Annotated in this window: 17 protein-coding genes and 1 pseudogene; 5 read left to right on the top strand and 13 right to left on the bottom strand. The window is 68.8% G+C overall.

Annotated features, from left to right (window positions below; genetic code table 11):
* Positions 1–2 precede the first annotated feature (2 nt).
* From ACMVO5_RS11850 to ACMVO5_RS11800, 11 genes and pseudogenes are all read right to left on the bottom strand, one after another.
* Positions 3–1,076, bottom strand: coding sequence for a lipocalin-like domain-containing protein (locus tag ACMVO5_RS11850; RefSeq protein ID WP_416907701.1), 1,074 nt, complete (start codon positions 1,074–1,076; stop codon positions 3–5).
* Positions 1,073–3,613 (bottom strand): FtsX-like permease family protein, encoded by a 2,541-nt coding sequence (locus tag ACMVO5_RS11845; protein ID WP_416907700.1) that lies wholly within the window; start codon positions 3,611–3,613, stop codon positions 1,073–1,075. The genes ACMVO5_RS11850 and ACMVO5_RS11845 overlap by 4 nt, the downstream gene beginning before the upstream one ends.
* Positions 3,600–4,319, bottom strand: a complete 720-nt coding sequence (locus tag ACMVO5_RS11840) for an ABC transporter ATP-binding protein (protein ID WP_416907699.1) — start codon at positions 4,317–4,319, stop codon at positions 3,600–3,602. Before ACMVO5_RS11840 ends, ACMVO5_RS11845 begins: the two co-directional genes overlap by 14 nt.
* A 96-nt stretch (positions 4,320–4,415) precedes the next feature.
* Positions 4,416–5,672: a transcription termination factor Rho gene (rho, locus tag ACMVO5_RS11835; RefSeq protein WP_416907698.1), complete on the bottom strand. Its 1,257-nt coding sequence runs from the start codon at positions 5,670–5,672 to the stop codon at positions 4,416–4,418.
* 169 nt (positions 5,673–5,841) lie between these two features.
* Positions 5,842–6,522, bottom strand: a complete 681-nt coding sequence (locus tag ACMVO5_RS11830) for a class I SAM-dependent methyltransferase (protein ID WP_416907697.1) — start codon at positions 6,520–6,522, stop codon at positions 5,842–5,844.
* Positions 6,522–6,998, bottom strand: a complete 477-nt coding sequence (locus ACMVO5_RS11825; protein ID WP_416907696.1) for a lipopolysaccharide biosynthesis protein — start codon at positions 6,996–6,998, stop codon at positions 6,522–6,524. Before ACMVO5_RS11825 ends, ACMVO5_RS11830 begins: the two co-directional genes overlap by 1 nt.
* A gap of 82 nt (positions 6,999–7,080) precedes the next feature.
* Positions 7,081–7,758 (bottom strand): annotated as a pseudogene (locus ACMVO5_RS11820) (oligosaccharide flippase family protein); the annotation flags it as partial.
* 71 nt (positions 7,759–7,829) lie between these two features.
* Entirely contained in the window at positions 7,830–9,080 is a 1,251-nt protein-coding gene (locus ACMVO5_RS11815; protein WP_416907695.1) for a glycosyltransferase, read from the bottom strand.
* Between the two features lie 51 nt (positions 9,081–9,131).
* A complete protein-coding gene (locus tag ACMVO5_RS11810; RefSeq protein ID WP_416907694.1) occupies positions 9,132–10,415 on the bottom strand; it encodes a hypothetical protein in 1,284 nt (427 codons plus the stop codon).
* A gap of 14 nt (positions 10,416–10,429) precedes the next feature.
* Entirely contained in the window at positions 10,430–11,227 is a 798-nt protein-coding gene (locus ACMVO5_RS11805; RefSeq protein ID WP_416907693.1) for an outer membrane lipoprotein-sorting protein, read from the bottom strand.
* Positions 11,220–13,499 carry an efflux RND transporter permease subunit gene (locus ACMVO5_RS11800; protein ID WP_416907692.1) on the bottom strand — a complete coding sequence of 760 codons (2,280 nt, stop codon included), beginning with the start codon at positions 13,497–13,499 and terminating at the stop codon, positions 11,220–11,222. The genes ACMVO5_RS11805 and ACMVO5_RS11800 overlap by 8 nt, the downstream gene beginning before the upstream one ends.
* A gap of 368 nt (positions 13,500–13,867) precedes the next feature.
* Between ACMVO5_RS11800 and putP the strand changes: the two genes are divergently transcribed.
* On the top strand, positions 13,868–15,361 hold the full coding sequence (gene putP, locus ACMVO5_RS11795) for a sodium/proline symporter PutP (RefSeq protein ID WP_416907691.1): 1,494 nt from the start codon (positions 13,868–13,870) through the stop codon (positions 15,359–15,361).
* Between the two features lie 2 nt (positions 15,362–15,363).
* Here putP and ACMVO5_RS11790 read toward each other — a convergent pair whose 3' ends face one another.
* Complete coding sequence (locus ACMVO5_RS11790; RefSeq protein WP_416907690.1) at positions 15,364–17,823, bottom strand: zinc-dependent metalloprotease; 2,460 nt, start codon at positions 17,821–17,823, stop codon at positions 15,364–15,366.
* Between the two features lie 53 nt (positions 17,824–17,876).
* Positions 17,877–19,256, bottom strand: a complete 1,380-nt coding sequence (locus ACMVO5_RS11785) for an L-serine ammonia-lyase (protein ID WP_416909372.1) — start codon at positions 19,254–19,256, stop codon at positions 17,877–17,879.
* A gap of 96 nt (positions 19,257–19,352) precedes the next feature.
* On the opposite strand from ACMVO5_RS11785, the gene ACMVO5_RS11780 reads away from it, so the two are divergent.
* Genes ACMVO5_RS11780 through ACMVO5_RS11765 form a run of 4 tightly spaced genes read left to right on the top strand, consistent with a single transcriptional unit; the run spans position 19,353 to position 21,573 of the window.
* Positions 19,353–19,751: an MAPEG family protein gene (locus ACMVO5_RS11780; protein WP_416907689.1), complete on the top strand. Its 399-nt coding sequence runs from the start codon at positions 19,353–19,355 to the stop codon at positions 19,749–19,751.
* Positions 19,748–20,248, top strand: coding sequence for a DUF427 domain-containing protein (locus ACMVO5_RS11775; protein WP_416907688.1), 501 nt, complete (start codon positions 19,748–19,750; stop codon positions 20,246–20,248). The genes ACMVO5_RS11780 and ACMVO5_RS11775 overlap by 4 nt, the downstream gene beginning before the upstream one ends.
* 18 nt (positions 20,249–20,266) lie before the next feature.
* A complete protein-coding gene (locus ACMVO5_RS11770; RefSeq protein WP_416907687.1) occupies positions 20,267–21,085 on the top strand; it encodes an SDR family NAD(P)-dependent oxidoreductase in 819 nt (272 codons plus the stop codon).
* A 20-nt stretch (positions 21,086–21,105) separates the two neighbouring features.
* Positions 21,106–21,573 (top strand): hypothetical protein, encoded by a 468-nt coding sequence (locus ACMVO5_RS11765; RefSeq protein WP_416907686.1) that lies wholly within the window; start codon positions 21,106–21,108, stop codon positions 21,571–21,573.
* The last annotated feature ends 1 nt before the right edge of the window (position 21,574 follow it).

The following is a 21,574-nucleotide window of genomic DNA, read 5'->3' as shown; positions in this document are numbered from 1 at the left end:
CGCTACATTTTCAGCGCCGCGAGATAGCCGGTCATTTCCAGATACCCACGCCCGCGCCAGCCCGCGCCGCCATCGACCTCGACCGCGCCTTCCCAATAGACCGGCCCGCCGCCGCGGCGGCTGTCGAGCTCCTGATCGTCCATCAACGGCCGCACCGTGAGGCGCCGCACGCCGGCAGGCAGCCGCACCTCCACCACCGGGGCCACCGGATAGCGCGCACCTGTCCGCGCGCTGGTCCAGCGCCGCGCCTTCAGGAACCGCACATCCTCCACGCCCAGCGCAGTCAGCGCTCCGTCTGCTGCGCGGTAAGAGCCACCGGCCCAGAGCGCCGTCCCGTCCGCGCGGCGCACACGGAACAGCGTCAGCGCGCCGCCATCGTCCATGTTGAGCCCCAGCCAGTCCCAGCCCACGGCCTTTTCGTTGAGCAGTGTCGACGACCATTCCCGGTCCAGCCAGGCCGTGCCGGAAACGCTCTCAGCGCCATCTCCACGCCGGATCTCGCCCGACACCTTGATCTGCGGCAGGGTGTAATAATGGCTCGCCTCGGCAGGGTCCGGCCCCTTCCGGCTATAGCCACCCTTGCCCTGCAGCAGCACCGGCTGGGTCGGCGTGAGCGCCAGATCGAGCGCGAAATCGTCGCCCGCAACCTTGGCGCGCATCACGCCGCCTTCGCTGCGCACCAGCGACCAGTCGTCAATCCGCACGTCCATGTCGCCAAGGCGGGCCTCGGCCAACCCGAAGCCGGCGCGCGCCGTCCGCTCGGCATGACGCAGCCGCCCATGCGCCGCATCGGACAGGGCGGCATGGGCAAACAGGATCTGGCGCGGCGCAAACCGGCTGGTGTTGGCCGGGTCAACCAGCAGCCGCGATCGGAAGAAGGTGACCTGAAAGCCCAGCCGCTCGCCGCTCTTCGTGCGCAGCCAGCCGGTCGCATACCACCATTCGGTCCGGTAATCGGGATGCGCGCCGTGATCGGCGGGAAAGGCAAAGGCCCGCCCCGGCACGACCTGCGGATAGTCCGCCGCCCATAGCGGCCCGGCCAGCATGAGCAGAAAAAGGGCCAGCCAGCGCCTCACCAATCGTCTCTCACTGCCTTGACCGCATCGCCCGACAGCGCGCGGCGCCCGGCCAGCACGGCCGTCCCCGCCGCCGCCGCCATCAGCGCGGCCACCAGCCCGGCCATCAGCGGCCAGGGCAGGCGTGTTTCCATCGTCCAGTGGAAGCTCTGCGGGTTGACAACCTGGATCAGCACCTGCGCCATCACCAGCCCCAGCGCCACGCCCGCCACGCCGCCAAGCAGGCCGAGCGCCGCCCCCTCGCTCGCCAGCTGCCAGCCGATCTGCCGGGGCGTCACGCCGAGATGGCGCATCATCCCGAATTCACGGGTGCGCGCCAGCGTCTGCGCCGAAAAGGCGGTGGCCACACCGACCAGCCCGATCAGGATCGCGATCACTTCAAGGGCGTAGGTGACAAGAAAACTCCGGTCGAAAATCGCCAGCGCCTGCGCGCGCATCACCCGCGGCTCGGCGATCACCGCCTGCGCGTCCAGTCCTTCAGGAAGCGCCGCGCGCACCGCGCGCATCACCGGGGCCGCCGCCTGCCCGGGCGCCAGCGTGAACGCCGCCTCGGTCTTGGTGAGATCACCGGTTGCCGCCTCGAAATCCGCCGCCTCCATCGCCACGGCGCCGAACTGCCGGGCATAATCGCGCCAGATGCCCGCCACAAACACCTCGCCCGCCACCGGCAGCGTCACGGTCTGCCCGCGCGCAAGCCCGTGCAGCCACGCCATCGGCTCGCTCACCCAGACCGGCACCGCGCCCGGCGGCACCGGCAGGCTGTCACCGATCAGCGGCAGCCTTGCTTCCGGATCATCGCGGATCGGCTGGCCCGAGAGCACCACTGCCGGCTGGTCCGGGCTGATCTTGACCGGCATCTGCCGCACGAAGCGCACCGCCGTCACGCCGGGCAGCGCCGCAAGCCGCGCCTGCACCGCCCGGTCCAGCCCGCCAGCCTCCGCACCCTCGATGTGCAGATAGACGTCAGCCGGCAGCAATTGCCCAAGCCATGCATCGACCGAGCCGCGAAAGCTCTCGACCATGACCGCCATCGCCACCATCAGGCTGGTGGAAGCGACAATGCCCGACAGCGCCACGGCGGCGGCCGAAGGCGCGCCCCAAAGCCGTTTCAGCGCGAGATCGACCGGCACCGGCCAGCGCAGGCCGAGCGCCGGCGCCACCAGTGCGCGCGCCAGCCACGGCATGATCGCCACCCCGCCGGCGAGCAGCAGCGCCATCGCGGCATAGCCAAACAGCGGCAGCCCCCAGAGCGGCGGTGCCAGCGCCGCCAGCCCGCCCGCGCCGAGCAGCAGTGCGCCGGGCCACCATGGCCAGCGGCGGCGCGGGTCGCCGGCCTCGCCGCCAGCCTTGAGCGCGACCGCCGGCTGGGCGCGCGCGGCCGCTTCTGCCGGCCACCAGCTGCTGACCAGCGCCACCGCGACGCCGAGCGCAGCAAAGCCCGCCGCCGCCCAGGGCTCGAAGCTGAGGCGGGCGCGGCCGCTGCTGAAATAGCCACCGCCCAGATCACCACCCAGCACGCCCAACACCGCCGCCGCCAGCGCATAGCCCAGCGCCACGCCCAGCGACGCGCCCGCCAGCCCCAGCACCAGCCCTTCGCCCAGAAGCTGGCCGCGCAGGCCGGCACGCGGCATGCCCAGCACGCGCAGCAGCGCAAATTGCGGCACCCGCCGCGCCACCGAAAGCGACTGCGCCGAGAAGACCAGAAAGCCGCCGGTCAGCAGCGCCACCATCGCCAGCATGCCGAGATTGACCCGGTAGGCGCGCGACAGGCTGGCGCTGCGCCGCGCTTCATCTTCGGCCCGCACGATTTCGGCGCCTGCCGGCAGCGCCGCCGCCAGCGCCGCCAGCAGCTGCGCGCGCGAAACGCCGTCCTCAAGCGCGAGATCGAACCGCTGCAAACGGCCTGTCTGGCCAAAGCGCCACTGGGCGCCGGCAATGTCCATCACCGCCAGCGCCGCATCGTCGTCCATGCCCGGCAGGCTGGTCATGACACCGGCCACCCGCAGCGCGCGCACCCGGCCTGCCGCCACAATCCGCACCGTGTCGCCCGGCTGCACCGCCGCCGCCCGCATCGCCGCGCGAGAGAGATAGACCACATCATCCGCCAGCGGATTGCCGGCCGCCCCCACCGCGCCGCCCACCGGCCGGCCGATCAGGCCCGGCGTCACCCGCGCCGCGCGCAGCGGATCGATGCCGAGAAGCGTCAGCCGCGCACCGTCTTCTCCGGCAAAGCGACCGCGAAGCTCAACCACCGGGCTGACCGCCGCGACGCCGGGCAAGCGCGCGAGCCTGGGATAGAGCGCCTCGTCCACGCCCACCGGCGCCACCGAACGCACCTGCACATCGGCCGCCCCCGAAACCGTGCTCACCGCCTGCGAAAAGCTGGCGAGTGCGGCGGCATTGACGAGATGCACGGCAAAGCCCAGCGCGACGCCGACGGCAATCGCCAGCACCGCCACCACCAGCCGCGCGGGGTGCGCCCGCCATTCGCCCGCCACCAGCCAGCGCGACGCGCCCGACAGCTCAATCGCCATCATCGGGCACCAGTTCGACGGGGTGCAGGCCGTCAACGCCGAGCCACAGCACCCGGTCCGCCCGCGCCGCGGCGCGGGCCGAATGGGTCACCATCACCAGTGCTGCGCCCCGCTCCCGCGCCTGCTGCAGCAGCAGCGAGAGCACCTTGTCGGCAATGGCGGGGTCGAGATTGCCGGTCGGCTCATCGGCGAGCAGCAGCATCGGGCCGTGGACCAGCGCGCGGGCAATCGCCACGCGCTGCATCTCGCCGCCCGAAAGTGCTGCCGGATAATCGCCCTCGCGCCCCGCCAGCCCGACCGCCGCCAGCAGAGCAGAGGCCTGCGCAAGCCCGTCCCTCGCGCCGCGTCCCTTGAGCATCAGCGGCAGCGCCACATTCTGCCCCAGCGTCAGATGCGGCAACACATGAAAGGCCTGAAAGACAAAGCCGATCCGCTCGCGCCGAAGCGCGGTGCGCTGCGCCTCATCCAGCGCCGACAGCGCCAGCCCGGCCACGCACACCGTGCCGGCATCGGGCAGATCGAGCCCGGCAAGCAGGTTGAGGAGCGTCGACTTTCCGGCGCCCGATTCGCCCATGATGGCCACGGCCTCGCCCGGCCGCACGGCCAGCGACAGCCGCTCGAAGAGCATCCGCCTGGCGCCAACCGCCTTGGCCAGCCCCGACACGTCGAGCACCGGTGTGCGCCCGGCAAATGGATCATCAACCGCCATGCCACGGCCCATAGCCGATAGCGCTTCGCAGCATCACCCCCGCGCACGCCGCAGCCTCGGGGTGTGTCACCATGACCCCCCCGGCGGCCGCGTGGCTCAGTGGTTCATCGCGTCGAAGAAGTCCTTGTTGGTGACCGAGTCCTTCATCTTGTCGATCAGGAACTCGATGGCATCGACGGTACCCATCTGCATGAGGATGCGGCGCAGCACATACATCTTCGACAGCGTCGCCTGGTCGACCAGCAGCTCTTCCTTTCGGGTGCCTGACTTGCCGATGTCGATGGCCGGGAACACCCGCTTGTCGGCGATCTTGCGGTCGAGCACGATCTCGGCGTTGCCGGTGCCCTTGAACTCCTCGAAGATCACCTCGTCCATGCGGCTGCCGGTATCGATGAGCGCGGTCGAGATGATGGTCAGCGAGCCGCCTTCCTCGATGTTGCGGGCCGCACCGAAGAAGCGCTTGGGCCGCTGCAGGGCATTGGCATCGACACCGCCGGTCAGCACCTTGCCCGAGCTTGGGACGACCGTGTTGTAGGCGCGCCCGAGGCGGGTGATGTTGTCGAGCAGGATGACCACGTCGCGCTTGTGCTCGACCAGCCGCTTGGCCTTCTCGATGACCATTTCGGCGATCTGCACATGCCGGGTGGCCGGCTCGTCGAAGGTGGAGGAAATCACCTCGCCCTTCACCGTGCGCTGCATGTCGGTCACTTCCTCGGGGCGCTCGTCGATGAGCAGCACGATGAGATAGCATTCGGGGTGGTTGGTCGAGATGGCGCGGGCCACATTCTGCATCATCATCGTCTTGCCGACCCGCGGCGGCGCCACGATCAGGCAGCGCTGGCCCTTGCCGAGCGGGGCGACGACATCGATGATCCGGCCGGTCTTGTCCTTGATCGTGGGGTCGTAATTTTCGAGGTTGAGCTTCTGCTGCGGATAGAGCGGCGTCAGATTGTCGAAATTGACGCGCTGCTTGACCGCTTCGGGCTGGTCGAAATTGATCGAGACCACCCGGTTCAGGGCAAAATAGCGCTCGCCATTGGCCGGAGCCTTGATCTCGCCCTCCACCGTGTCGCCAGTGCGCAGCCCGTACCGGCGCACGATCTGCGGCGTGACATAGATGTCATCCGGCCCGGCCAGATAGTTGCTTTCCGCCGAGCGCAGAAAGCCGAAGCCGTCGGGCATCACCTCGATGGTGCCGGCACCGGTGATCTCGTTGCCAGCCTCGGCCGTGGCCTTGAGCAGCGCGAAAATGATGTCCTGCTTCCTGAGCGTCGAGGCATTCTCGACATCAAGGCCTTCGGCCATCGCCACCAGCTCGGCGGGAGTCTTCTTCTTCAGGTCATGGAGATGCATGGGGGGCCTTCACGGTAGAGGCATGAACCAGAGCCAGAGCCCCTTTTCAGGGCCGGACGGTCAGGGAGATTTTGCACACGTCATCCGCACACCAGGACAGGCACGGGAACCCGCTCGCCCTACTGCCGCGCCCGCCTGCCGTCAAGGCCCGAGGCCGGGGCGGAAATGGTCATGGCGCCGTGTTGAAGGCCGCGCCGCGCGTCGCCAGCGCGATGCCGCTGGCTTGCATGGCGACCGAAAAATCAAACGCCGGGTCGGCCTGCCAGCGGCGCATGACCTCGCGTTCGCCGTCCCGCGCGGCGTCATCGAGCGCAATCGCCGAACGCGCCGCCATATGGGTGCAGAGCATGGGCCAGGCTGGCAGCCGCGCCAGCGCATGGCCCGGTGCAATCGCCTTGGGGCCATCGACGAGCAACAGGTCGATCTCGAAACCGGATAGCGCAGACGCCACCGCATCGGACGAAAACCATGCCAGCCCGTCCGCCGCTGCCGCGCAGGGCGCCAGCGGCGCCTCGACGATTGTCACCGCTTCGCCAAGGCCATGCTGGGCCAGCAGCCCGCGGACCATCTGCGCCCAGCCCGCATCATCCTCGATCGAGATCAGCCGCCCGCCCAGCGGCCCCAGCACCTTGGCGAAGGCCAGTGTCGACACGCCGGCCCCAAGCTCGACCACGCGCAGCCGCTGGTTGATGATCACCTCGTTGAGCAGCTGCCACATCGCCGCCGGCCGCAGCGAAGACGAGGTCCAGGGCAGAAACGGCAGCCCGAGGCGGGACAGCTCGGTCGCCGCCCGGGCATCCAGCGCCTGCGCCTGTGCCAGCCTGAGCCATTTCGCCGTCCGCTCGATCATCACTTCTCCTCACGCAACAGAGTGTCCCGCCGCCAGCGCCACAATGGCGAGACCGGGTCAAGCAGCGACAGCAGCAGCAAGCGCCCGATGGCGCGGCCCTGCGGCCAGAGCAACAGCGACACGGGGCCGGCCACAACAAAGCCGGCAATGGTCGCCAGCGCCGCGCCGACCGCGCCCATGGTCGGGATCAGCAGCAGGTTGAGCAGCAGGTTGAGCGTCGCGCCCACCGCTTCGGACACCATCAGATAGCGCCCCTGCCCGGCCAGGATCACCCAGCGCGTGACCAGATAGCGCATGAACGACATCGGCAAGGTGACCGCGAGGAGCAGCAGCAGCGGCCCGGTTTCGGCCCATTCGGCACCAAAGACCAGCGCCACCACCGGCCCGCCCAGCGTCGCCGCCGCCAGCAGCAGCACATAGGCCATGGCGGCCATCGCCGAAAAGCCCAGCCGAAGCTGCCGTTCGAAATCTGCCATCGCGGCGGCCATGGGCTGCGATCAGGCGTGGAAAAACCGCGAGGCTGAGCGCTGCGGCCAGCACATTGGCCGCCTGCACCAGCCGGGCCGGCACCGCATAAAGGCCCGCCGCCTCGGCGCCCAGCAGCAGCCGCAGCATCACCACGTCCATGTTCATATAGGCCGTGGCCAGCAGCCCGCCCAGAAACAGGATCAGACTTTCCCCGAGAAGATCGCGCGCCCGGTCGCCGGCAAAGCGCCACTGCGCAGGCCCCGGCCCGCCATGCGCCCGGTACCCAGTCCACGCCAGCGCCAGACCCAGCACAGCGGCTGCGAGATGCACCGCGCCGAGCGCCGGCAGCCCAAGCGAAACAGCCGCAAGCCTGCCGGCACCGCCCGCCAGTGCGGCCGCCAGCGCCGCCAGCGCCGCCGGCCGCGCCAGCTCGCGCGCGCGCAGCCAGGTCGCCAGCATGGGCACCACGGCCGCCAGCAGCAACGCAGCCGCAACAAAACCGAACAGCGCGCGTTCGCCCGGCCCGTGCTGCGGCTGGCCGAGCGCGAACAGCAGCAGCGCCGCTGCGCCAAGCCCATAGCCTGCGATGCGCAGGGCCATCACCGTGCCCATCGTTGTGCCGGCGGCATCCGGCTTTTGCACCAGCTCGCGCATCAGCACGCCGTCAAGGCCCATGGTGCCGAGCGTGCCGGCCAGCAGGGCCAGCGACATGACATAGGCATAGGCCCCATAGTCAGCCGGCCCCAGCCCGCGCGCCAGCGCCACCATCACGCCCAGCCCGATCAGATTGACGCCGACCTGCTCGGCAACCAGCCAGCCGGCGTTGGAAAAAAACCGTCTCATCGCACGGCCCTGCGCCGCGCTTCGATCTTCTCCGCATAGAGCCGCAAATGCGCGTCCGCCACCACATCGGGCGCATAGCTGGCCAGCACATGCCGCCGCCCGGCCAGGCCGGCTTCGGCCCGCGCCTCGGCCGAAAGCGCGCGCACCGCCTCGATGCCGCGCGCCAGGGCCGCCTCGTCGCCCAGCGGCACCAGCCAGCCGCTTGTCCCATGCTGCACGATCTCGTCTGCGGGCGTCTCCCGAAAGGCCAGCACCGGCGTGCCCGCGGCCAGCGCCTCGGCGGTCATCTTGCCAAAGGTCTCCTGCAGGCTCGGCATCACGAACAGGTCGCAGGCCGCATAAACGGCGTTCAGCTGCGCATCATCGCTGACCCGGCCCAGCCAGGTCGCATTGCCGGGCAGCGCTGGCGGGTCAGCGCCAAAAACCGCCCAGTGCAGCCCGTCATCGCCGGCCATCTCGGCCATGATCCGCGCCATCATCGGCCCGCCCTTGCGCGCCTCCGAAAGGTGCAGCGCGCCAAAACCGATGATGAACTTCCCGTCCGGCAGCCCGAGCCGGCGGCGCATCGCGGCCTTGTCGGCGGGTGCGAACCGCGCCGTGTCGATGCTGTTCGGGATCACCCGCACATCGGCATCGCGCAGTACGGTGCTGCGCCGCGCCAGCGCCGCGACATGCGCAGAGATCGCCACAAAGGCATCGGCACTGGCCAGCCAGCGCGCCTTGAACGCCAGATCGGCCCCGGTCACGCCGTCGCTGTCACCGGCCAGCAGCGGGCAGCCGGCACAATCAGCGGTGAACCCGTCGCACGGCCCGGCGTAATGGCAGCCGCCAGTGAGCAACCACATGTCGCGCAGCGAGAAGATGATCGGCTTGGCAAGGCCCGGCAGCGCGCGGAAAAAACCCGGCCCCAGCATCGCCGCCTGCGCCCATTGCACATGCACCAGATCAGCCCAGCCAAAAAGCGAATGCCGGTCCGGCCGATAGCCATGGCTGACCGGGTGAAACAGCACCTCGGGCGTGCCGAAACGGCGCCGCAGCCGACGCAGATAGAGGCGGTTGGCAAGGCCGGTGGCCAGCCAGGTCGCCGCGCCGAACCGCGCTGCTGCGACATCGGCGGGCGGATCGGCCTCGAGCCGGCCGAGGATTCGCGTCTCGACGCCGCGCGCGCGCAGGCCGCGATCAAGCGCCAGCGCGCCGCGGCCTGCACCCGAGGCCAGCGGCCCGCTCATCAGCTGCAAGATCTTCATGACAGGCTAGCTATCGCCCTTCCTGTCCGAATCACAGAGCGAAACCGCGCCTCAGCCGGTTACCCGCAAGCGCAGCCACACCCGCGAACGATCCCGAAACTGGCCAAACAGGCCCTCGGTATCGCCGTGCATCAGGTCGGCGCCAAATGTGGCCGCAAGGCTGTCACTGAGCTGCCATTCCACCGCGGGGCGCACCGCACCGTCGCCCTCGCGCACCGACACCAGCCATTCGGCACTCAGCTTGACCGTGTCGCGGGCCAGGGTCTTCTGCGCGCGCAGCGTGGCGATCACCTCGGTTTCGGGCCGCACCAGCCCGCGCGCATCGGCCTTGATATGATCGACCACGGCCTGGGCATTGACGAAGATGCCGGCCGGGGCGCTCCAGTCCATGCCGGCCCCCAACAGCGTGCGCGGCCGCTGACCGACTTGCGGCACCAGGCCACCGCCGACCGGGAGAGGCGCGAAATTGACCGGCTGGTCGGGCACATGCGCCGCTTCCATGCGCAGCACCACAGCACCTGCCGAAAGCGTCGCCGTGCCGCCAACCAGTGTGCGGCGCGGGCTGACGAGTTCTGGCCCGGCTGGCCCCAGCGCCACCAGCGGATCCGGCTCGGGCGCCGAAAAGGCGAGCGCCGTCACCGCCAGCCGGCCCAGCCGGGCGCTGGCGCGGCCCCCATAGCTGGCATCGGCCCACCAGCGGTTGCGGGCGGAAAAAACCGTGTCGGGCGCGCCGTCGACCAGCGGCAAGCCGCCGCGCAGCCGCGTTGCGGGCGGATCGAACCGGTCGCCCGGGCGCGCCAGCTGCGCCACAGTCGGATCGGGCACAAACGCCAGATCGAGCGCGACGCCGCCGAGCCGCCCGCGCGCCCGCGCGCCCCAGCGCGCAATCCGCTCGGGTCGATATTCAGTAAAAACGAAATCGCGCCGCCTGACCGGGTCGAACCGGTCCGTCACCTGCACCCCGTCAAGCACGCCCCAGGCCATCACCTGCTTGCCAATGGTAAGCCGTGCGCCGGCCACCCGCCATTGCAGGCTGACGCGGTCGATCTCGATCTGCGCGTCATCGCCAAGCCCGATCGGCCGCGAAGCGGGGGAAAAGCCGTCGCGCCGGCCCAGACCCGTGGCATCGGGCGCCACTTCGAGCCGGGCGACAAATTCGCCGGTCACATCCACGCCCGTAAACTCGAGCGTCGGCTCCAGCGTCAGCCGCGACAGCGCCGCTTCGCCGCCTTGCGTCTCTAGGCCGGTCCACAGTTCGGCGCGGTAGCTGGCCGACACCTCCTGCGCTGCCAGCGGCTCGGCCGCGCCGAGCAGCAAAATCGCCATGATCCGCATGGGTCAGCCCAGCATCATGGCAGGCGCGGCGGGCCATCGGCGAGCCGGTCCGCCTCGAAGACGCGGGCCGGCAAGGCGGCCAGCGCGCGCAGGCCCTCGAGCGTCACTTCGGTCATGTGGCCCGAGCGCGCATCGGTCATGGTGAAGCGCAGCGCCGTCCAGACGCCGTCCACCTGCCCGGCCTCGATCACCTCGACCCGTTTGCGCGCCGCGCCCTCGGGGTCAGTGAAGTCGATGCGCATGGGCAGCAACGTGTCGGGGTCAACCAGCGCCTCGAAGCTGCCATAGCCCATTTCCTTTGCCGCATCGGCGCTCACCGCCTTGCCGCTGAGCGTGCGGTGCGGCTTGCCGCGGTGCGACTTGCGGGCGCCTTCCTGAAAGGCCCAGTCCTCCAGCGGGAAGCGGAAATTGTCCCTGATGTCGCCGTAGCTGAGGTCGGTGCCCAGAAAGCTGTCGCCCCGGTCGGAGGCTGGCAGGCGGCGCACCCGATCGGTGGCGGGCAGGAACAGCCAGGCCTCGTCAGCACCCGCCTTGCGGTCCTCGGTCAGAAAGGCCGTGCCCGAAATGCCCGCCGGCCTGTTGAAGTGAATGAGCGTGCGGGTGGCGGCCTTGTCCTCGCCATGGACGACAATCGCTTCGCGCAGCCGCTCCGAGCCACGCTTGTTGACCAGACGAAAGCGCATCAGGCCGGTGCGGGCGACATTGTCGGGCCGCTCGGCCATCGCCCGGGCCAGCGGCAAGCCGTCTGCAGCCGCCACCGGGGTGGCAAAGATCGCTGCCAGCCCAATCACCAGACCAATGCGTTCAAACATGGACGACCTCCCCTGCCGGTTTCGCTGGCCGCCGCAAGCCCAGAAGCGCCGGCACCAGGATCAACGATCCCATCAGGCTGCCCACGGCACCGGCCGCAACCAGCGCCCCGAACCAGCGCAGCGGCGGCGCTGACGACAAGCAGATGACCGTCAGCGCCACCGCCAGTGACACGGCACACCAGACACAGGCCACGGCGATCCGGCGATACTCGCTGTCGAACGCGTCAGCCATTGTCGCGCCCTCGGCCAGCCGCACGCGGACATGGCTGATCAGATGGATGGCGAAATCCACCCCCAGCCCGGTGGCGATCGCCGCTGTCATCGAGGTTGCCGGTGCAATGTCGATGCCCAGAAAGCCCATTGCGGCATAGACGAACAACACGCCCACCAGCACCGGAACCATCGCCAGCGCCGCCGACCGCCACGATCGGAACGCCGCCCAGCTGGCCAGGAACACCAGCAGGCAGGCCAGCCCAAGGCCCTGGAAATGCTTGTCTGCCAGCCGCGACATCCAGCCGTCAGTCACCGCAACACGCCCGCTGACCACCGCCTCAAGCCCATGCTTCGCCGACCAGTCGTCGACGACCAGCTGCAGCGCTTCCACCAGTGGTTCGGTCTCGGTGAACCGGTCGGTATCAAGCTGGGCGCGGAGCAGCGCTGCGCTATGGTCGGCGCTGATCTCCCGGTGAAAGTCATCGGGCTCGCCGGACGCTTCATAGAGAAACATATATTGCGCCGGCGCCCGGTCGCGGCTCGGCAATTCGCCGGGCGCCGCACCGGTCAGGACGCTGTGCATATAGGCCAGATGCTCGTCGATGCCGCTCACCCGCCCGACATGCGGCATGGCCGCCATGTCGGCGCGCAATTCGGCCAGCGCGCGCAGCGCCTGGGGTGTCATCAGCCCGCCCTCTTCGGGCGCCGTCACCGAAACATCGAGAAAGTTGATGCCGCCCAGCCGGTCATTGAGCACCAGATCAGCGGCGCGCACCGCCTCGCCGTCCATGAAATAATTGCGGCGCTGATAGTCGAAGCGCGCCGACATGGCGCCGATCAGCAGCGTGGACAGCACGACCCCGCTCAACGCCAGCATCACGACCGGCCGCGCCGCCGACCAGCCCGTCAGGCTGCGCACCAGCCGCTCCAGCCAGGCCTGCATGATGCCGCGGTGCGTCGTGCCGGGCGCCACGTTGGTGAGCACAAGGATCGCCGGCAGCACGGTCAGGCTGAGCGCCCAGGCCGCCATTACGCCGGCAGCAGCATAGACGCCGAACTCGCTGATCGGCCGCATCGCTGCGCCAAAGGCGAGGCCAAGAAACCCCGCCACGGTGGTGACGCTGGTCAGCGTCACGGGCAGAAAGGTCATGGCGATGGCCTCGCGGGCGGCCGTGCGCGCATCGACGTCGGGATGCGCGCGGCGATGTTCGAGAAAATGGCTGCAGATATGCACGCTGTCGGCCACGGCGATGGCCATCACCACCACCGGCAGCGCTGTGGTGATCAGATAATAGCGACCGCCGGTCCAGCCCATCAGCCCGAGCGAGGCCAGTGCCGCGCCGGCGATGACCGCGAGCGGCCCGATCAGCGCCAGCGGCCGGCGCAGTGCTGCCCAGAGAATGATTAGCACGGTCAACACAGCCGCCGGCACGAAGATCCGGGTGTCGCCGCTGACCATTTCCGAGAGCCGGGCGTTCATCGTCGCCACACCGGCGACCTGAGCGCTCAGGCCCTCAGGCAGCCCTTCATCGACCAGCGCCTGCACGGCCGCCACGGCAGCTTCGCCGTGATTGGGATCAGCAAGCGGCACCAGCAGCACCAGCATGTCGCCACTGGCCGAATAGAGCCGGTCGCGCAGCATCGGCATCGCCATCGCGCGCGCCTTGGCCGTCGCGGCGGCTTCGGCGTCGATGGCGCCATCTGGCAGGAACGGCTCTACCTCCAGATCGCCGCCATCGCCCAGCATCGCCTTTTCGCCGGCCAGGCTCAGCACATCATCCTTGCGCACATCCGGGACCTTGCGAACCCCGTCATGAAGCCGCCGCAGCGCCTCCAGATAGGCCGGCTGGAAGGCGTCCCCGTCCGCTGCGCTCAGACCGATGACAATCGGGTCTTCCAGCCCGAACAGATCGGCCGCCTTGTCACGCGCCACAGCGGCGGGATGGTCGAGCGGCACAAAGGCATCGACCGAGCCATCCTTGACGATGCGCCCCAGCCCGACGGCGAGCAGCAGCAGCACGAAGAGCGCTGCCAGCAGCGTGCGCCCCGGACGCGCCATCACGGGCTCCAGCCAAGCGGCATGTCCGGACTTGATCGGCATTGTCACTCGGCATCCCCCTCGGCTTCGCACACAGATACGGACCAGACCAGCATCGGTGGCAAGACCACCAAGACTTCTGGATACCAACATTGATTGATCCCGCCATCTGCAGCAGCGGTGCGCCCCCAACGGACCTCGTCCGCGACCTTCTCATAACGCCAGAAGCGCCCCTGACACAAGCCGCAAGCGCCAAGACATGACAAAGCGTCGCAGAAATTTACTATAGGTTTCAATAGTTAGTACAATAACAACAGACAGGCCGTGAAGGTTGGCGCTGCAAGGCGATTTTGACATCGCCGGCGCTTTTCCTTACCCATGCGGCCTCCATGAGCATTGAAACCGGAATTTCGCTGGCAGGGTATTTCCTGCTGATGCTGGCCATCGGCCTTTACGCCTATCGCAAGTCGACGAGCAATGTCTCGGAGTTCATGCTTGGTGGTCGCCAGCTGCCGCCGGCAGTCGCCGCGCTTTCCGCTGGTGCCTCCGACATGTCGGGCTGGATGCTGCTCGGCCTGCCCGGCGCAGTGTTCGTCTCGGGCCTTGATGCCGCCTGGATCGCGGTCGGGCTGACCATCGGCGCATGGGCCAATTACCACCTCGTCGCGCCGCGCCTGCGGATCTACACCGAGCAGGTCGATGACGCGGTCACCATTCCCGATTTCCTCGAAAAGCGCTTCGATGACCGCTCGCGCGCGCTGCGCATCATCGCAGCCCTCGTCATCATCATCTTCTTCACCCTCTACACCTCCGCCGGGCTGGTCGCGGGCGGCAAGCTGTTCGAGGCGAGCTTCGGCTATGATTACCGGCTCGGCATCGCCATCACCGCCGGCGTCGTACTCGCATACACGCTGTTTGGCGGCTTTCTGGCGGTCAGCCTCACTGATTTCGTGCAGGGCGTCATCATGTTCATCGCGCTGGTCGCCGTGCCGGTGATGGCGCTCGTCATTCTCGGCGGCTGGACGCCCACCACCGAGATCGTCACCGCAGACAATCCCAATTACCTGAGCTGGTTCAAGGGCGTGTCCGCCATCGGCCTGCTCTCCAGCCTGTCATGGGGCCTTGGCTATTTCGGCCAGCCGCACATCATCGTGCGCTTCATGGCGGTGCGCTCGCTCGCCGATGTCGGCCCGATGCGGCGTATCGGCATGAGCTGGATGATCGTCACCGTCATCGGTGCCGTTCTCACCGGCATCACCGGCCTCGCCTGGACGCGCAGCACCAGCCTGACCGTGCCCGACCCCGAAACCGTGTTCATCCTGCTCTCGCAGGCGTTGTTCAATCCCTATGTCGCCGGCTTCCTGCTCGCTGCCATATTGGCGGCGATCATGAGCACCATCTCGAGCCAGCTGCTCGTCTCCTCCTCCAGCCTGACGGAAGATGCCTACAAGACCTTCCTGCGCCCCGAGGCCAGCCAGAAGGAGCTGGTGCTGGTCGGGCGCATCACCACCTTCGCGGTCGCGCTCGTCGCCGCCCTGCTGGCGCTCGACCCGTCCAACAATGTGCTCGGCCTTGTCGGCAACGCCTGGGCGGGCTTTGGCGCGGCCTTCGGCCCCATCGTGCTCTTGAGCCTGCATTGGCGCGGCCTGACGCGCGAGGGCGCGCTGACCGGCATGATCGCCGGCGCCGGCACCGTGCTGGCGTGGCTCTACGCCCCCTTCACCATCGCCGGCGAGGCGCCATCGGCGTTCATCTACGAGATCATCCCCGGCTTTGCCGTCGGCCTTGCGGCCGCCGTGCTGGTCAGCAAGTTCGGCCCGGCCATTGCGCCCGGCATCGCCCGGCATTTCACCCGCATGGAAGAGGCAATGCGCCAAGCCTGAGCCTAGCGCAGGTCCCCCATCCAGTCGGCATCGGCCCAAAGAGAGGCGGCCCAGAGCGAGGCATCGGTGCTGGCCCCGCCGATCGGCATGCCTTCGGGAATGGCCGGCGCGCGCGGCAGCCGGGCGATATCCCGGTCCAGCCGTTCGCTGTCGCTCAAGAGCCGCGCCATGCTGCGCGACCAGGCGGCCGCATCCCCCTCACCGCGCACCTTGCCCAGCCGCCCGGCCAGCCGGTCGAGCCGGTCTTCGATCAGCGCGGCGACGTCGGGCGAGGTCTTCGGGTCGCGGCTGGTGCGCGCCAGCGTCAGGATGGCGCGATAGGCGGCGCGCCGCGCCACCGCACCGTCCGCCGCCTCGACCGGGCCTGCGATCAGCCGGTCGATGACCGCAGCCGCGCTCGGCAAGCCCGAATCGGCCATCGCCTGCTGGTTGAGCCGGGTCAGCCGGGTGGGCGCCAGCAGGGCTTCGAGCACGGCCTGGGCGGCGATATCGGCCGCGACCAGCGGATCGAAAACGGCGCCGCCGGCGCTGGCGAAGATTTCCTGCACATATTGCGGATTGGACCGGCCATTGATGCCCGCCGAGAGCAGGCCGACCAGCCGGTCCGGGACGGTGAGCGTCTCGGGGGCAAGGCTGGCGAACAAAGCATCGAGCGCTGCCGCCTGCATCGCGGCCGGCACCGGGGTCGCTGGTGGCTGACCATCACCGGCGACGGTATAGCCATAGTCCACCCCGCCCACGAGCTTGGCCGCGCCAATCACCTGATAGCGGTGGAGCAGCCAGAGCAGCACGAACTTGCGGCGCAACTCGGCCATCGGCACCCCGGGCTTGATCGCGCCTTCGCCGAAATTGGCCAGACCCACGCGCCGCACCTCGAGCAGCCGGCTGAGCTCAGCGGCCGGATCGGGACCATTGTCCCACATCGTCGACCATGGCGTCGGCGAATCAGGCGCGCGGCCGTCGATGTCAGTGAGGAAGCGCAGGCCCGATGCCACGCTTTTCGTCACCTTGGCCGCCGCCACGGCCTCGGCATCCTCGCCCGGCTTTGGCTGGCCATAGAGCCAGTCGACCGCAAACTTGTCCCAGGCGCCGATCGCCGTGCCATAGGGGCGGCTGATGTCGATCTTGCCGTCCCTGAGCGCGATAAAGGGCATCGGATAGTCCATCACCGAGCTGTCGTTCTGCGTCGAGCCGGCAAAATTGTGCATGAAGCCGATGGCATGGCCCACTTCATGTGCGCCGAGCTGGCGGATGCGCGCCAGCGCCGCCTGCGCCGGGTCATTGGGTCCGCCGCTGCCGGTGGCACCGGCGCCGACAAGGCTCTCGAAAATGTTCACATCCTGCCGCACCCGCAGCGCGCCCAGCACCACCGAGCCCTTGATGATCTCGCCGGTGCGCGGGTCGGTGATGGTCTGGCCATAGGACCAGCTGCGCGTCAGCCGGCTGCCCCAGGTGACGATATTGTAGCGGGCATCGAGCGGATCGACCCCTTCGGGCAGGATCTTCACCTGAAAGCCATCGATGAAGCCCGCCGCATCAAAGGCATCGGCCCACCAGCGCACGCCGTCAGCCAGCGCCGTGCGAACCGGCTCGGGCGCGGCATTGTCGATGTAGAAGACGATCGGCTTCTTCACCGGCGACCGCGCAGCGCTCGGGTCGGTCTTCTCCAGCCGGAAGCGCACCGCCAGCATCTGCACGATCTCGCTGCCCAGCGGCTGGTTGAAATCGAAGACCTGCAGGCCGTTGGCGGCGGTGCGGATATCGAACCGGCGCGGCACATAGCCCGGCTCGGGCAGCTTGATGAAGCTGTGATGCACCTGCAGGCTGATGGCGCGCGGATCGGGCATCACATCGCGCACTTCTCGGCCCGGCGTCACCGGCGCGAAGGTGAGCAGCGCATCGGCCTCCATGTTGGTCGGAAACACCTTCACCGATCCGGCATCGGCAGTCGACAGCGCTGGCACCAGCCGGAAGCCCTTGCCGCCGGTCGTGCCGCTGTTGAGCCGCTCCGCCAGGTCGAGCGTATCGCTGGCGAGCAGTGGCGCGAGATCGACCGTGACCCGGCCATCGTCCAGCCGCTCGACCGGATCGAGCAGCGCCAGCGTGCTGAAGGCAAAGCTGTTGGCCACGCCGGCACGCTCGGCCGGCGTGCCGCCCACGGCCTGAAAGCGCGGATTCTCATAGGCAACCGCAATCTTGGTGCCGATGCGCTTGAAGACCAGCAGCTCGTTCGAGCCCTGCATGCCGCGGTCGATGCGAAGATCGGCCGTGCCCAGCCCCGAGCGCAACATGGTGGCGTGGATGAAGCGCCCCATCACGCCCTCGCCGTCCGCCTTGGGCAGGGTCACCAGAATGCGCCCCGTCCCCGTATCCGCCTTGACCGCGAGCAGCGGCGCGTCCTGCGCCTGCGCCGCACCCGCCAGCGCCACCAGCGCCGCGCCCGCCATCAACATCCGGATCATGTCAGTCCCCTCAAGAAGTCGCCTGTCTCAGCCGACAGGAAAGCGCTTCGATATCAACACTCGACGACGTTGACCGCAAGACCCCCCTGCGCGGTTTCCTTGTATTTGTCGTTCATGTCGGCGCCCGTGCGCCGCATCGTCTCGATCACTTCATCAAGGCTGACCCGGTGCACCCCGTCGCCCAGCAGCGCCAGACGCGAGGCCTCGATGGCCTTGACCGCGCCGACCGCATTGCGCTCGATGCAGGGCACCTGCACCAGCCCGCCGACGGGATCGCAGGTCAGCCCCAGATTATGCTCCATGCCGATTTCGGCGGCATTCTCGATCTGCATGTTGGTGCCGCCGAGCGCCGCCGTCAGCCCCGCCGCCGCCATGGCGCAGGCCACGCCGACTTCGCCCTGGCAGCCGACCTCGGCCCCCGAAATCGAGGCATTGCTCTTGAACAGGCTGCCAACGGCCGCAGCCGTCAGCAGGAACGCCTCCTCGCCGGCCACATCAGCCCCCGGCACGCAGCGCTCATAATAGCGCAGCACCGCCGGCACGATGCCCGCCGCGCCGTTGGTGGGTGCCGTCACCACCTTGCCGCCCGCGGCATTCTCCTCGTTCACGGCCAGCGCCCAGAGATTGAGCCAGTCGATGACGCCGAGCGGATCGGAATGGGCGCGCTCGGCGCGGGCCAGCAGCTGGGCATGAATGCCCGGCGCCCGGCGCCGCACGCGCAGGCCACCGGGCAAGATACCGTCCTGCCTGATGCCGCGGTCGATGCACGCCGACATCGCCGCGCGCACCGCCGCCAGCCCCGCGCTCAACTCCTCGGCGCTGCGCTCGGCCAGTTCGTTCTCGCGCATCAACCCGGCGATGGTCAGCCCGGCAGTCGCCGCGCGCGACAAGAGGTCCGCGCCCGAGCGAAACGGATGCGGCACATCGCCAAGGCTAGGGGGCGGCGCATTGCCGGCGATCTCGTCCTCGGCAACGATGGCGCCGCCGCCGACCGAAAAGAACACCGCCGAGGCCAGCGTCTCGCCGGCGCCGTCGAGCAGCGAAAAGCGCATGCCGTTCGAATGAAAGTCGAGCCGCTCCTTCTGCAGGAACAGGAGATCACGCGCTTCGTCGAAGGCCACGCGCTTGATGTCGGCCAGCGCCAGCGTCCCGGTCTCCCGGATCCGCGCAATCCGCAGATCGGCCGCATCAGGGTCGATCAGCGCCGGTTCAATGCCTTCCAGCCCCAGCATCACCGCCCGGTCGGTGGCATGGCCCTTGCCGGTCAAGGCCAGCGAACCATAAAGCTCGGCGCGCACCCGCACCGCCTGCGCCAGCCGCCCGGTCTCCGCCTCGGCGCGCACGAACCGGGCAGCGGCCGTCATCGGCCCCATGGTGTGGCTCGAGCTCGGCCCGACGCCGATCTTGAACAGTTCGAAAACGCTGTGAACCACTGCTGCCAAATCCCCCTCAAGCCGCTTGCCCTTGCCACGCCTAGCAGGCAAACCAGAGCGCGTCATCAGCAAGGCGTTTTCAGCAAGGACAGGTCCATGGCCGATTATCCGCTCTCCACCATCGCGCTCGCCCTTGCCCTGCTCACCTTCTTCGGCATCGCCATCAATGTTGGCCGCGCCCGCTTCACCTGGAATGTGCCGGCGCCGGCCAGCAGCGGCCATCCCGAGTTCGACAAGCGCTACCGGGTGCAGATGAACACGCTCGAACAGCTCATCCTGCTTGTCCCCGCCGTCCTGCTCTCAGCCCATGTGCTGGGGGACATGGTGACAGCCGCCCTCACCTTCACCTGGTCGATCGGCCGCATCATCTATGCTCGCAGCTATTATGCCGACCCGGCCAAGCGCGGCCCGGGCTTTGGCCTCACCTTGCTGCCGAGCCTGATCATGATCATCGCCGCGATCGTGGGCGCGGTGCTTGGCCTGATGGGCCAATGACCGGCTGGCCGCTCCCCGATGCGCCCCGGCCGGGGCAGGAGAGCGTCTGGGACTATCCCCGCCCGGCGATCTGGCGGCCAAGCCGCCGACACCTGCGGATCATCCACAACGGCCAGCTTCTGGCGGAAACCCGGGAGGGGCTCGAAACGCTCGAAACCAGCCACCCGCCGACCTATTATTTCCCTGTGCACAGCATCGCGCCCGGTGCGCTGCGCCCCGCCCAGCGCCGCTCAATGTGCGAATGGAAAGGCCGGGCGCGCTATTTCGACGTGTTCATCGGCCGCGACCGGCTGCCGCTGGCGGCCTGGTGCTATGACAAGCCGACCGAACCCTTCGCCGCGCTGCTCGGCCATGTCGCCTTTTATCCGGCACCGTTCAGCGAATGCACCGTCGATGGTGAGAGGGTGGTCCCGCAGCCCGGCGGCTTCTATGGTGGCTGGATAACAAGCCATGTCGCCGGTCCCTTCAAGGGGCCACCCGGCAGCGAATATTGGTGAACGATGGGGAGAGAGACGATGACCAGCCAGCGCCTGCAAGGACAAACTGCCTTTGTGACCGGAGCCGCCAGCGGCATCGGCCGCGCCACCGCGATCCGGCTCGCTGAAGAAGGTGCAGCCGTGATGGTGACCGATATCGATGTGGAGGGCGGCAAGGCCACCGTCGCCGCGATCACGGGCGCCGGCGGCCGGGCCGAATTTGCCGAGCAGGATGTGATGGACGAGGCGCGCTGGGCCGCACTCGTTGAACAGACGGTCAGCCTGTTCGGGCGGCTCGACATTCTCGTCAACAATGCCGGCATCGGCGTCGGCGGCCCGGTCACCGACATGACGCTCGAGACCTGGAACAAGCTGATGGGGATCAACGTGACCGGCGTCTTCCTCGGCACCAAGCATGCGCTGCCCGCCATGCGCACACCGCGCACGGACGGCCCCTTTGCGGGGCGCAGCGGCGGCAGCATCATCAACATCTCCTCGGTCGCCGGCCTTGCTGGCGCCGCCACCATGTCGGGCTATTGCGCCACCAAGGGCGCGGTCCGGCTGTTCACCAAGGCCGTGGCCATGGAATGTGCAGCCGCGCGTGACGGCGTGCGCGTCAACAGCGTACATCCGGGCATCATCGTCACGCCGATCTGGGACAGCATCGCCGCCAGCGACGTCGACCTCATCGATGGCTCCAACGCGCTGACCGCCGAGCAGATCGGTCTGGCCTCGCCCGTCGGCTACCCCGGCACGCCCGAAGATGTGGCGGCCGGCATCGCCTTTCTCGCCAGCGAGGACAGCCGCTACATGACCGGCTCCGAGCTGGTCATCGACGGCGGCTGGACCGCCCACTGAGCCTTCGCCGGAGACCCGCCATGCGCCACATGCCCGTCGTCCTCGCCCTGCTGCTGACTGGCTGCGGCAGCAATGACAATGTCGCCGACAGCGCCTCATCCGACGCCGCCACCGTCGCCGACATCGCGGCGCAGGGGGCAACCGGGCTCGTCGACACCTCGAACCTGCCCGATTTCGTGCCCGTCTATGAAGGGGCGACGCCGATCATGAACATGACCAGCCAGGAGGGCGACAATCGCGGCGGCGTCTTCGCCTATAGCGTCGACGCGCCCGCCGCCGATGTCATCGCCTTCAACCGCGCCGCCTTCGAAAAGGCCGGCATCGAGATCAGCACCGAGATGAGCGCGCCCGGCGGTCTGTCGCTGGGCGGCCAGAACAAGGACAAGGGGCTGACCCTGTTCGTCACCATCACGCCGGGCGAAAATGGCGAGCCGACCAGCGTCAACGTCTCGCACAGCCGCTCCGGTGCCGCCGGGAAAGGAGCCTGAC

It is taken from the genome of Polymorphobacter sp., assembly GCF_048007885.1.
In the GTDB taxonomy this organism is placed as follows: Bacteria; Pseudomonadota; Alphaproteobacteria; order Sphingomonadales; family Sphingomonadaceae; genus Sandarakinorhabdus.
Note: the sequence above shows the minus strand (reverse complement) of the source record. Positions and strands in the feature narration are given on the sequence as shown.